Raw genomic sequence first — 12,344 nt, 5'->3', positions numbered from 1 at the left:
CCTGCTGGTCGTCGAGCTTGGCCGACAGGCCGTCGAGATCGGCGCTGGCCTTCTCCTCGACCCAGGGGCGCCACAGATCGACCAGGCGCTCGCCGCTCCTGGGCACGGCGCGGCCGGTGAGCTTCTCGCGCACCATCAGCGCCACGGCCTCCTCGAGCGGCGCATCGGCCTTGTCCTTGACGTCGACGAGGTTCGCCTTGGCGTATTTGTCCTCCAGCATCGAGCCGATATTGTCGGCGACGCCCTGCATGGCGCGGCTGCCAATCGCCTCGACACGGGCCTGCTCGACCGCGTCGTAGATCGAGCGCGCCAGCTTGCCTTCCGGCGCCAGCTTGTTGTGGATGCGCTGATCGTGGCAGGCGCGCTTCAGCGCCATGGAATCGCCGAGCCCGCGGGTGATGGCGATATCGGCCCTCGAGGCCTTCTTCGGCAGTTCGGGCAGCCGGGCGCGGCTGCCGGCGAGCGCCGGCCGGTCCTTGGCGAAACCGACCTCGAGGTCCTTGTCGCCGGCAATGGCGCGCATGCAGACGGTCACCGAGCGCTTGAAGCTATCGGCTTCAGACCCGTTCTTCGGCTTGTTGCGCGTATTGTCGCCCGGACCCGCCATCAATCATCCCTGGAGCATGGTGTCGGCCGAAAAGTCATACGACCTTCCGGAACCATGCTCTTACCCCAGCACCACGTTGGCGGCGGATTCGGGCAAATCTTCGCCGAAGGCGCGCTGGTAGAATTCGGCGACCACCGAACGCTCCAGCTCGTCGCACTTGTTGAGGAAGGTCAGCCGGAACGCCATGCCGATGTCGCCGAAGATTTCGGCGTTCTCGGCCCAGGTGATCACCGTGCGCGGGCTCATCACCGTCGACAGGTCGCCATTGATGAAGGCCGAGCGCGTCATGTCGGCGACCCGCACCATCTTGTTGACGATGTCCTTGCCTTTGCTGTCGCGGTAGTGCTTGGCCTTGGCCAGAACGATGTTCACCTCGTTATCGTGCGGCAGATAGTTCAGCGTGGTGACGATCGACCAGCGGTCCATCTGCGCCTGGTTGATCTGCTGGGTGCCGTGATAGAGGCCGGTGGTGTCGCCAAGGCCGACCGTGTTGGCGGTCGAGAACAGCCGGAACGCCGGGTGCGGGCGAATGACACGGCTCTGGTCGAGCAGCGTCAGGCGGCCCGAGGATTCCAGCACGCGCTGGATGACGAACATCACGTCCGGGCGGCCGGCGTCATACTCGTCGAAGCACAGCGCGACATTGTGCTGGTAGGCCCAGGGCAGGATGCCGTCGCGGAATTCGGTGACCTGCAGCCCGTCCTTGACCACGATGGCGTCCTTGCCGACCAGGTCGATACGGCTGACATGGCTGTCGAGGTTGACGCGCACGCAGGGCCAGTTGAGGCGGGCGGCGACCTGCTCGATATGGGTCGACTTGCCTGTGCCGTGATAGCCCGACACCATGACGCGGCGATTGTAGGCGAAGCCGGCGAGGATCGCCATCGTCGTGTTCTTGTCGAACAGATAGTCGGGATCGACGTCCGGCACATGCTCGGAAGACACCGAATAGGCCGGCACCACCATCTTGGAATCGAAGCCGAATTTGTCCTTCACCGACACTGTCGTATCGGGCAGGTTGGCGATGTCGCGGTCGACCTTGTTCATCTCTATCCACGTCTCCACAGGCGAAATGGCTGATTTCGCCGGCAATCGATTTTGTTCGGGGGCGGTCTTAGAGCCTTTTCCAACCTTATGAAAGTTGGAAAGCGACACGAACCGTGGGGTCGCTCAGCACAAACCCGCCTGCTTGAGCACGCGATAGGCCTGCAGCACATCGCGGAACCGGTCTTCCGAACCTCTGTCGCCGCCATTCGCATCCGGATGGTGACGCTTGACCAGTTCCTTATAGCGCGCCTTGATATCCTTGCCAGTCGCCTTTGTATCAAGACCAAGCGTTTCCAGCGCCTTGGCCTCAAGCGGCTTGGCCTTGCGTTCGCGCGGGCTCTTCGGGTCGTTGAACAGGTTGAAAGGGTCGCGCATGCGGTTGTAGTAGCCGGCGCGGCCGGAGCGCTGCTGGGCAAAGTCCGGCGCCGAACGCGTCGAACCGCCATTGATGCCCATCTTCCATGTCGGCCGGTGGCCGGTCAGCGCTTCCTTCTGGAAGCGGGCGATTTCGGTGTCCGGCACGCCCGAGAAGTAGTTGAAGCCTTTGTTGTATTCGCGCACATGGTCGAAGCAGAAGCGGAAATACTCGCCCTCCTTCAGCCGTCCGACCGGCGCGCGATGGGTGCCGGCCTCCTTGCAGCCGTCCCACTGGCAGATCGGCGCGCGCGACTTCAGCTCCGCATCCTTCTCCGGCCGGATGCGGATTTTTTCGAAATATTTGGGATACGGCTTCATCTCACCCATTTATGGGCTGTTCGCACGTGCGAAACAAGAATTGACATTTCGGCGATGATCGCCCTAACCGCTGAATCGCGGCTTAAAAGCGGTCGAAAATGCGGATTTTGCGGCTCTGCCGTCATGTGGTGAAGGGAAGGTCCAATGTCCATACAGTCGACGATGGAAAGCAAGCTGAAGGCGGCATTCTCGCCGGAGCGGCTGGTCATCATCAATGAGAGCCACCTTCACGCCGGCCATCACCATCACGGCTCCGACCATCATGGCGCCTTTGACGGCAGCGGCGAGACGCATTTCCGCGTCCGCATCGTTTCGCCTTCCTTTGCCGGCATGAGCCGCATCGAGCGCCACCGCGCCGTCAACGCCTTGCTGGCCGATGAGCTGAACGCCGGCGTCCATGCGCTGGCGATCGAGCCGGCGGCGCCGGGCGAACAGACGCGCTGGTAAGTCTCAGGCGACCGTCTCCTTTAGGAAGGCCATCACCGCGCCGGTGAGGGCGTCGCCCTCCTCGCCGAACCGGCGGTTGATCGCCATGTGCGAATAGGCGCTGCCGTCGAACAGCGCGACCTTGGTGCCGGCCGCCCGCAGCCGGTCCGTGAAGGCATGGGCGACGACCGCGCGGATCGGTGCGTCCGAATAGGCGACAAAGACAGGCGGATGCTTGCCGCTCCCGATATAGGTGGCGGGCGACAGCGCGCGCCATTGCGCCGGATCGGAGAAGGCCTGCGCGTAGATCGGCCGCAGCCTGCCGCCCTGCGCCTTGGCCAGTGCCTCGATGTCATAGGCTTCGGTGTCGTCGAGCACCAGCGCGGCGACGCCGGGCAATCCGCCGCGCAGGCCGGTCAGCGCGGCAAGGTGGCAGCCGGCGGAATGCCCCATCACCGCGATGCGGTCGGGGTCGCCGCCATGCCGGGCGATGTTGGCGCGCACATAGGCATAGGCCTTCTCGACGTCGCCCGCCTGGGTGGCGACATCGGCGCCAGGCAGCATGCGATAATCGATCGAGACGAACAGGAAGCCGTTGTCGAGCAGGAAGCCGGGCTTGGCGTTGACATTGTTGCGGTTGCCGAGCCGCCAGGCACCGCCATGGATGAAGAACACGACAGGACGGTCCCTGAAGCCGTCGCGCGTGTAGATGTCGAGCCTGGCCGGCCCGTAGTCGACGGTTTGCGGCTTGGGCTGGCGCGGACGCCATGCGGCGGAGGCACGCGCTGGCAGCAGCGCGGCAAGCGATGCCATGATGAGGCTGCGTCGATCGATCATCACCATCTCCCACCGCCTTGCGACGGCAGAGTGCACATGCGCGCCCCAGGCGTCCAGTTAACGATCGGTAATGGCCTGAGCTTGGAACGCGGCCGATCTGGACAGCATTTACCCGACATCCGGGCATTCGGCACGCCTCCGAATTCCGGCTTGCGAGATGCGAATGCAAAACCAATCGAGGTTAGCCCTTGAAGCGCGCCGGGCAATCACCACGTTATTCTCTAGGCAGGCATTTCGGCAACATCGGATGCCTTCCGGAGGTCAACGCCAGATTGCACGTTTCTTCTTCAATTGAAGGGAACCAACAACGCTTTCCGGCAGTTGAATATGTGATGAGCCGACTGGCAGCCAGAGCGGCTCCGAGGGCACATAATCATGCGCGAGAACCAATCCGACGTCTTCGACCTGTTCTCGGAGATCTATACCCATGCGGCACAGGAAGAGATCAGCCTCCAGCAATTCCTCCTTGCCTGCCGCGAAGACAAATCGATGTACGCCACGGCCCCCGAAAGGATGGTCGCGGCGATTGGTCAGCCAAATCTGATCGACACCAGCAAGGACGAGCGGCTCGGCCGCATCTTCTCCAACCGAACCGTCAAGGTGTACCCATCCTTCGCCGACTTCTATGGCATGGAGGATACGATCGAGCGTATCGCCGGCTATTTCCGCTATGCCTCGCAGGGTCTCGAGGAGCGCAAGCAGATCCTTTATCTGCTCGGTCCTGTCGGCGGCGGCAAGTCTTCACTAGCCGAACGGCTGAAGAAGCTCATGGAGCAGCGGCCGATCTACACGCTGAAGGTCGGCAACCAGATCAGCCCGGTTTTCGAATCGCCGCTCGGCCTATTCAACCCCGACCATATGGGCGACCTGCTTGAGGACAAATACGGCATAGCCCGCCGCCGCCTGAACGGGCTGATCTCGCCATGGGCCGCCAAGCGCCTCGACGAACTGGCTGGAGACATCTCCAAATTCAGCGTCGTCAAGCTGATGCCGTCGCGGCTGCGCCAGATCTGCATCGCCAAGACCGAGCCCGGCGACGAGAACAACCAGGATGTCTCGGCCCTGGTCGGCAAGGTCGACATCCGCCAGCTGGAGAATTTCAGCCAATCCGACCCGGATGCCTATTCCTACAGCGGCGGGCTCAATCGCACGACACAGGGCCTGCTCGAGTTCGTCGAGATGTTCAAGGCGCCGATCAAGGTCCTGCATCCGCTGCTGACCGCCACGCAGGAGGGCAGCTACAACGGCACCGAGAATTTCGGCGCCTTCCCCTACCAGGGCATCGTCGTGGCGCATTCCAACGAATCGGAATGGCAGCAGTTCAAGAACAACAAGAACAACGAGGCCTTCCTCGATCGCATCCTGGTGGTCAAGGTTCCGTATTGCCTGCGCGTCACCGAAGAGCGGCAGATCTACGAGAAGCTGCTGCGCGAAAGCGAATTGGCGGCCAGTCCCTGCGCCCCCGAAGTTCTCGACATCCTCAGCCGCTTCACCGTCGCGACGCGCCTTGCCGAGCACGACAATTCACCCCGCTACACCAAGATGCGCGCCTATGACGGCGAGAGCCTGAAGGAGGTCGACCCGAAGGCGAAGTCGGTACAGGAATACCGCGATGCCGCCGGCGTCGACGAGGGCATGACCGGCGTCAGCACGCGTTTTGCCTTCAAGATCCTGTCGCAGACCTTCAACTACGACACTAAGGAAGTGGCCGCCGACCCCGTGCACCTGATGTACATTCTGGAAGAGGCGATCAAGCGCGAGCAGTTTCCGAAGCAGACGGAGGCAGCCTATCTGGAGTTCACCAAGTCGGAACTCGCCGCGCGCTATGCCGAATTCATCGGCCACGAGATCCAGAAGGCCTACCTCGAATCCTACAGCGAATACGGCCAGAACCTGTTCGACCGCTACATCGCCTATGCCGATGCCTGGATCGAGGACCAGGACTACAAGGATCCCGACACCGGCCAGATCCTCAACCGCGAGGTGCTGGACAACGAACTGTCACAGATCGAAAAACCGGCAGGCATCGCCAATCCCAAGGACTTCCGCAACGAAGTGGTCAAGTTCACCTTGCGGGCCAGGGCGCGCAATCACGGCCGCAACCCGTCCTGGACAAGCTATGAAAAGCTGCGCGAGGTCATCGAAAAGCGCATGTTCGGCCAGGTCGAGGATCTTCTGCCGGTGATCAGCTTCGGCTCCAAGCAGGACAGCGTGACCGAAAAGCGGCACAATGAATTCGTGCAGCGCATGGTCGAGCGCGGTTACACCCAGCGTCAGGTGCGCCGGCTCGTCGACTGGTACATGCGGGTGAACAAGGCGGGTTGAGAACGCCTGGGGGTTCCATGCCGATCTTCATCGACCGACGCCTGAATCCCAAGGACAAGAGCTTGGGTAACCGCCAGCGCTTCCTCAAGCGCGCGCGGGACGAACTGAAGCGCAGTATACGCGACCGCATCCGCACCGGCCGGATCGCCGAAGCGGACAAGGAATATGCCGTGCCGATGCCGGAAAAAGGCACCGGTGAGCCGAGCTTCAACGATGCCAGGAACAGCGGGCGGCGCCAGCACATCCTGCCGGGCAACAAGAGTTTCTCTCCCGGAGACCTGATCCCCAAACCCGGCCAGGGCGGCGGCGCCGGGTCGTCGTCTCCGGGCGACACGGTCTCTGAAGACGATTTCCGTTTCGTGCTGTCGCGTGAGGAGGTTCTCGATCTCTTTTTCGAGGATCTCGAACTGCCCGACATGGTCAAGCTCAACCTCAAGGAAATCCTCGCCTTCAAGTCGCAGCGTGCCGGCTTCGCGACAACCGGTTCGCCGACCAACATCAACGTCGCGCGTACGATGCGCAACAGTCATGGCCGCCGCATAGCGTTGAGGCGGCCGAAGCAGGCGGACGTGGATGCCATCGCCGGGCAGATCGCCGCGCTGGACTCTCAGCCGGTCAGCGCAGCGACGCGTCTGCGTGTCGCGGATTTGCGCAAGGAGTTCGAACGGCTGGAGCGCCGCCGCAAACGCATCGCCTATGTCGATCCGATCGACATCCGCTTCAATCGCTTCGATCCCCGGCCGCTGCCGAATGCCAGTGCCGTGATGTTCTGCCTGATGGATGTGTCCGGATCGATGGGTGAGCGCGAGAAGGATCTGGCCAAACGCTTCTTCGTGCTTTTGCATCTGTTCTTGAAACGGCGCTACGAGCGCACCGAGGTGGTCTTCATCCGCCACACCCACGAGGCCCAGGAGGTGGATGAGGAAACCTTCTTCCATTGCACGCAAAGCGGCGGCACCGTCGTTTCCACGGCGCTCGACGAAATGCGCCGCGTCATCGAAGAACGCTACCCGGCCAACGAGTGGAACATCTACGCCGCCCAGGCTTCGGACGGTGACAATTTCGCCACCGATTCGGAACGCTGCATAGCCTTACTCGACGGCGCGCTCATGCGTCTTTGCCAGTATTTCGCCTATGTCGAGATCATCGACGAACGCGAGAGCCATATTTTCGGAGCCACCGAAAACGGGACGTCGCTGTGGCGCGCCTACAGCGTCGTCGCGCAGAAATGGCCGAACTTCCAGATGACCCGCATCGCCACGCCGGCCGACATCTACCCGGTCTTCCGCCAGCTCTTCGCAAGGCAACCGGCCGCCCGCAAGAGCGCTTGAGAGGGGTGCAAATGGCCAGGCAGGCAAGCAAACCAGCTTTGCTGTTTTCCGGATCTGATTGGGATTTCAAGACGCTGTCGCGGGCCTATGACGCGATCGAGGCGATCGCGCTGGAGGAACTCCACCTCGATATCTATCCGGTTCAGATGGAGATCATCTCGTCCCAGCAGATGCTCGACGCCTATTCGTCGATAGGCATGCCGCTGATGTATCGCCATTGGTCGTTCGGCAAGCATTTCCTTCATCATGACCTTCTCTACCGCAAGGGCGGTCGCGGCCTGGCCTATGAGCTGGTCATCAACTCCAATCCCTGCATCGTCTACCTGATGGAGGAGAACACCATGGCGTTGCAGGCCCTGGTTACGGCGCACGCGGCACTTGGGCACAACCATTTCTTCAAGAACAATCACCTGTTTCGGCAGTGGACCGACGCCGGGGCCATCCTGAGCTATCTCGACTTCGCCAAGGGCTACATCGCCCGCTGCGAGGAGCGGCATGGGCTGGCGGCGGTCGAGGCGGTCCTCGATTCGGCGCATGCGTTGATGGAACAGGGCGTGTTCCGCTACCGCCGGCCGCCGAAGCTGTCGTCGGAGCGGCAGCGCGAAGGCCTGCGCGAGCGCCTCGAATATGAGGAACGCTCCTACAATGATTTGTGGCGCACGCTGCCGGCCTCGCACGAGGCCGGCAAGACCGGCGAGAAGGACGAGAGCCTGGCGGAACGGAAGAAGTCGCTCAATCTACCCGAGGAGAACCTGCTCTATTTCCTCGAGAAGAACAGCCTTGTGCTGGAACCGTGGCAGCGCGAAATCGTCCGCATCGTCCGCATCATCGCGCAATATTTCTACCCGCAGCGGCAAACCCAGGTGATGAACGAGGGTTGCGCCACTTTCGTGCACCACACGCTGATGAACCTGTTGTTCGATCGCGGGCTGATCGGCGAGGGCGCCATGCTCGAAATCCTGCGCAACCATTCCAATGTGGTCTTCCAGCCCGGTTTCGACGATCCCCGCTTTTCCGGCATAAATCCCTACGCGCTCGGTCTCGACATGATGCAGGACATACGGCGCATCTCGACCGAGCCGACGGCGGAGGACCGCGACTGGTTTCCCGACATTGCGGGCCGCGGCGACTGGCGCGAGACGCTGCTCGAGGCATGGGCCGACCATCGCGACGAGTCCTTCATCCGCCAGTACCTCAGCCCAACACTGATCCGGAAATGGCGGCTCTTCGCGCTTGCCGATCGAGCCGACGAACCGCATCTGGAGGTCGCGTCGATCCACAACGAGCGCGGCTATGAGAAGATACGCAGCGCCCTGGCCCACAGCTACGACGTGGGGGCGAACAGGCCCGACATCCAGATTGTCGATGTCGACCTGCGCGGCGACAGGCAACTGCGGCTGCAGCACAAGGTGAAGGCCGGCATCCTCCTTGAGGAAGGCAGCCGCGACGCGACTTTGCGCCATATCCGCAGCCTCTGGGGCTACGAGGTCAGTCTTGCGGCGGTCGACGCCGAAACAGGCGCGACGCTGCACGAGCGCTCGACCAGGGAGATCGTGGAGTAGCGCCGGAGGCAAGCCGCGTCGCTCACCCCGTGTGTTTGATTAAGCGTCGCCCGCCGGCTTTATCCGCAGCCTGGCGATGCGGTTCTTGTCGCGCTTCATGACCACGAAGCGCTTGCCGTGGAAAGTGAAGGCCTGCTTTTCATCGGGGATCGACTGGGTCTCGTGGATGACGAGGCCGGCAATCGTGGTGGCCTCTTCGTCCGGCAGGTTCCAGTCGAGCGCCCGGTTGAGATCGCGGATCGCCACCGTGCCGTCGACCACGACCGAGCCGTCGGCCTCCTGCTTGACGCCCTGGATGTCGACGTCGTGCTCGTCGGCGATCTCGCCGACAATCTCCTCGATGATGTCCTCCAGCGTCACCAGCCCTTCCACTTCGCCATATTCGTCGACGACGATGGCGAAATGCGCCTTGCGGCGCAGGAAGGCGTTGAGCTGGTCCTGCAAGGTGGTGGTGTCCGGCACGAACCAGGGCTTCGACGCGATCTTCATCACGTCGATCCTGGAAAAGTCGTTGCCGACCTCGTTCAGCGCCCTCAGCAGGTCCTTGGCGTGCAGCACGCCGACGATGTTGTCGAGCGAGCCCTTCCACAACGGCATGCGGGTATGCGGGCTGTTCAGGATCTCGCGCACCACCGCTTCCGACGGGTTGTCGGCATTGACCGAGCGCATGTTGGTGCGGTGGACCATGACGTCGGACACTTCGAGTTCCTCGAGGTCGAACAGTCCCTCCAGGCGATTGCGCTCCTCGCGCGCACCCTGGCCGTCGCGGCGGAAATCGTCGGCCGGCTCGCGCGATTGGTCATCAGCGAAACCTTGCGGATCGACTGGCCGCAATTCGTAGCCGAAGGCAGCGAGCAGGCGGGCACGAAACAGCAACGCCAGCAGTACCAGACCGGCAAGGATGGCCGCGACGATCCAGCCGGGCTCGTTCATCCCGGGTGGTTTTCCGCAAGGAAGCCAAGCACTTCCGACGCCGGCACGTCCCTGGCGATGAAGGCCTGGCCGACACCGCGCGTCAGGATGAAGGTCAGCGCGCCGCGGGACACCTTCTTGTCCTGGGCGATGTACGAGAGCAGCGCCTCAGCGTCGGGCAGTTCGCCCGGTATGTCGGCCATCCGCCATGGCAAGCCGACAGCGCGAAGATGCGCCTCGACGCGCCCCGCATCGTCCGGGCTCGCCAGGTTGAGCCGCGCCGAGAAGCGATGCGCCAGCGCCATGCCGATGGCGACCCCCTCGCCGTGGACGAGCCGGGCGCCGTCATAGTGCGTGGCGGCTTCCAGCGCGTGGCCGAACGTATGGCCGAGATTGAGCAGTGCGCGGTCGCCGGTCTCGAACTCGTCGCGGGCGACGACATCGGCCTTGGCGCGGCAGGCCTCGGCGATCGCCTCAGCCCGCGCCGGACCGCCGGCGAACACGTCCTGCCAGTTCGCCTCCAGCCAGGCGAAGAAGGCGGGGCGGTCGATCAGCCCGTACTTGGCGAGCTCGGCGTAGCCGGCGCGGAATTCGCGGATCGGCAACGTGTCGAGCACGCCGGTGTCGGCCAGCACCAGCTTCGGCTGATGGAAGACGCCGACAAGATTCTTGCCGCGCGGACTGTTGATGCCGGTCTTGCCGCCGACCGACGAATCGACCTGTGCGAGCAGCGAGGTCGGGATCTGCACGAAATTCATGCCGCGCCGCACGATGCCGGCGGCAAAGCCGGCAAGGTCGCCGATGACGCCGCCGCCGAGCGCGATGACGACATCGCCGCGTTCGAGCTTGGCGGCGAGCACGCCGTCGACCACCTCTTCGAGATGGGCAAAACTCTTGGTCTTCTCGCCCGCCGGCAAGGTGATTACGGCCGGCTGGATGCCACTGGTCTCGAGACCGGCCTTCAGCGTGCCGAGCTGCGCGGCGGCGACGTTCTCATCCGTGACGACGGCCGCTCGCCTGCCCGGCAAGCGGCGCGAGATCTCCTGGCCGGCGCCGGACAGCAGGCCGGGGCCGATCAATATGTCGTAGCCGCGCTCGCCGAGCCCGACTTCGACGGTGACAGGCGCGATGGCGCTCATGGCCGCGCCTCGTCGCCGGCCGCGACCATGGCGACGCCGAAATGTCCGCAGAGCGCCGCGACGACCTCGGCTGCGATGACCTCCTTGCGGTCGTCGCGGGTCGGCACGGTGACGTCCGATGTGGCGTAGACCGGATAGCGCTCGCCCATCAGCCTTTCCAGCACAGCGCGCGGATCGGGGCTTTTGAGCAACGGCCGGTTCTGCTTCTTGGACACGCGCTCCATCAACAGGTCGAGCTCGGCCTTCAGCCAGACCGACACGCCATGGCCGGCGATCGCCTCGCGCGTTTGCGCGTTCATGAAGGCGCCGCCGCCGGTCGACAGCACCTGCGGGCCGTTTTCAAGGAGCCGCAGGATGACGCGCTGCTCCAGCGCGCGGAATTCCGTCTCGCCATAACGCTCGAACAGATCGGGCACGGTCATGCGCGACACGCTTTCGATCTCCTGGTCGCTGTCGATGAAGGGCAGCGAAAGCATCGCCGCCACCTTTCGGCCGATCGCCGTCTTTCCGGCGCCCATCAGGCCGACGAAGACGATGGAGCGGGTGCCCAGCCGCTCGAGCAGCTCGGTATGGCCTTCAGCGGGGGGATTTGCTTGTAGCGCGTTCATACGGGCCCCTTTGCCGGCGTTATCGACATCAAAAGCCTGGTTGCGTCAAGCATGGCGCGCAGCTCCCGGAAAAGTGTCATACGGTTTTCCGAACAGAACCCGCGCCAGGACGACAGGCTTCTACCTTGAATTGGACGGATTGGCGTCCCATAAGGGCACAGGGTTTGGAAATGCAGAACAAGAGACGGGCGCATATTGATGCCGACACTGTTTCGCTTTGTCGTGACGCTGACGATTCTGGCCGGCATTGCCTATGGAACGATGTTCGCGCTGGCCATGTTCGTCGAACCGAAAAAGGCCGAAATGAGCGTGCGCATTCCGCCGGAAAAGCTGAACCCCAAGAAGAACTGATGCCCGGGACATGAACAGCGCGGCGCGCATCGAGGCCTTTCTGGAGATGATGAGCGCCGAGCGGGGCGCGGCCGAAAACACGCTGTCCTCCTATCGCCGCGACCTGGAAGACGCTTCGATGGCGATCAGCGGCGGGCTTGCCGCCGCCGCGGCCGCCGACATCCGCGCCTATCTCGACGATATCGCCGCGCGCGGCTTCGCCGCCACCTCGCAGGCGCGCAAACTGTCGGCGATCCGCCAGTTCTTCAAGTTCCTCTACGCCGAGGGCCTGCGCGGCGACGACCCGACCGGCACGCTGGACAGCCCGAGGAAGGGCCGGCCGCTGCCGAAGACGATGAGCGAGGCCGAAACCGGCCGGCTGATCGACCGCGCCGCCACGGAAGCGGGCGAAGCCGACGGCGGCGATCGGCTGGCGCGGCTGCGCCTGCATGCGCTGGTCGAGGGGCTCTACGCCACCGGCCTGC

12 protein-coding genes and 1 pseudogene are annotated in these 12,344 nt (G+C 63.4%); 6 read left to right on the top strand and 7 right to left on the bottom strand.

Annotated features, from left to right (window positions below; genetic code table 11):
* From EN738_RS20745 to EN738_RS20735, 3 genes and pseudogenes are all read right to left on the bottom strand, one after another.
* Nucleotides 1-607: pseudogene (locus EN738_RS20745) on the bottom strand (cobaltochelatase subunit CobT); the annotation flags it as partial.
* A 60-nt stretch (nt 608-667) separates the two neighbouring features.
* Nucleotides 668-1,654 carry a cobaltochelatase subunit CobS gene (gene cobS, locus EN738_RS20740; RefSeq protein ID WP_127285334.1) on the bottom strand — a complete coding sequence of 329 codons (987 nt, stop codon included), beginning with the start codon at nt 1,652-1,654 and terminating at the stop codon, nt 668-670.
* A 123-nt stretch (nt 1,655-1,777) separates the two neighbouring features.
* Entirely contained in the window at nt 1,778-2,398 is a 621-nt protein-coding gene (locus EN738_RS20735) for a J domain-containing protein (protein ID WP_127285333.1), read from the bottom strand.
* A 135-nt stretch (nt 2,399-2,533) separates the two neighbouring features.
* Between EN738_RS20735 and EN738_RS20730 the strand changes: the two genes are divergently transcribed.
* The gene (locus EN738_RS20730; RefSeq protein ID WP_127285332.1) at nt 2,534-2,836 is read left to right on the top strand and encodes a BolA family protein; all 303 of its coding nucleotides are present in this window, start codon (nt 2,534-2,536) and stop codon (nt 2,834-2,836) included.
* Nucleotides 2,837-2,839: 3 nt separating this feature from the next.
* Here EN738_RS20730 and EN738_RS20725 read toward each other — a convergent pair whose 3' ends face one another.
* A complete protein-coding gene (locus EN738_RS20725) occupies nt 2,840-3,652 on the bottom strand; it encodes an alpha/beta hydrolase (RefSeq protein WP_127285331.1) in 813 nt (270 codons plus the stop codon).
* Between the two features lie 375 nt (nt 3,653-4,027).
* Between EN738_RS20725 and EN738_RS20720 the strand changes: the two genes are divergently transcribed.
* The 3 genes from EN738_RS20720 to EN738_RS20710 are packed head-to-tail and all read left to right on the top strand — an operon-like array spanning nt 4,028 to nt 8,870.
* Nucleotides 4,028-5,977: a PrkA family serine protein kinase gene (locus EN738_RS20720; RefSeq protein WP_127285330.1), complete on the top strand. Its 1,950-nt coding sequence runs from the start codon at nt 4,028-4,030 to the stop codon at nt 5,975-5,977.
* Between the two features lie 17 nt (nt 5,978-5,994).
* A complete protein-coding gene (locus tag EN738_RS20715) occupies nt 5,995-7,308 on the top strand; it encodes a YeaH/YhbH family protein (RefSeq protein WP_127285329.1) in 1,314 nt (437 codons plus the stop codon).
* A gap of 11 nt (nt 7,309-7,319) precedes the next feature.
* Nucleotides 7,320-8,870 carry a SpoVR family protein gene (locus EN738_RS20710; RefSeq protein WP_127285328.1) on the top strand — a complete coding sequence of 517 codons (1,551 nt, stop codon included), beginning with the start codon at nt 7,320-7,322 and terminating at the stop codon, nt 8,868-8,870.
* Between the two features lie 39 nt (nt 8,871-8,909).
* Here the strand turns inward: EN738_RS20710 and EN738_RS20705 are convergent, their stop codons facing one another.
* From EN738_RS20705 to EN738_RS20695, 3 genes are read right to left on the bottom strand one after another with little or no spacing between them, the layout of a single operon-like run.
* Entirely contained in the window at nt 8,910-9,803 is an 894-nt protein-coding gene (locus EN738_RS20705; RefSeq protein WP_127285327.1) for a transporter associated domain-containing protein, read from the bottom strand.
* Nucleotides 9,800-10,921, bottom strand: coding sequence for a 3-dehydroquinate synthase (aroB, locus tag EN738_RS20700; RefSeq protein ID WP_127285326.1), 1,122 nt, complete (start codon nt 10,919-10,921; stop codon nt 9,800-9,802). Before aroB ends, EN738_RS20705 begins: the two co-directional genes overlap by 4 nt.
* Nucleotides 10,918-11,529, bottom strand: coding sequence for a shikimate kinase (locus EN738_RS20695; protein WP_127285325.1), 612 nt, complete (start codon nt 11,527-11,529; stop codon nt 10,918-10,920). Before EN738_RS20695 ends, aroB begins: the two co-directional genes overlap by 4 nt.
* A 198-nt stretch (nt 11,530-11,727) precedes the next feature.
* On the opposite strand from EN738_RS20695, the gene EN738_RS20690 reads away from it, so the two are divergent.
* The gene (locus EN738_RS20690) at nt 11,728-11,880 is read left to right on the top strand and encodes a histidine kinase (protein ID WP_126058048.1); all 153 of its coding nucleotides are present in this window, start codon (nt 11,728-11,730) and stop codon (nt 11,878-11,880) included.
* A gap of 10 nt (nt 11,881-11,890) precedes the next feature.
* Nucleotides 11,891-12,344 (top strand): site-specific integrase (locus tag EN738_RS20685; protein WP_189605906.1); only part of this gene is annotated, 454 nt, incomplete at its 3' end.

The organism is Mesorhizobium sp. M4B.F.Ca.ET.017.02.2.1, from assembly GCF_003998955.1.
GTDB lineage: Bacteria > Pseudomonadota > Alphaproteobacteria > Rhizobiales > Rhizobiaceae > Mesorhizobium > Mesorhizobium abyssinicae.
This window is presented reverse-complemented; position numbering and strand designations above follow the sequence as displayed.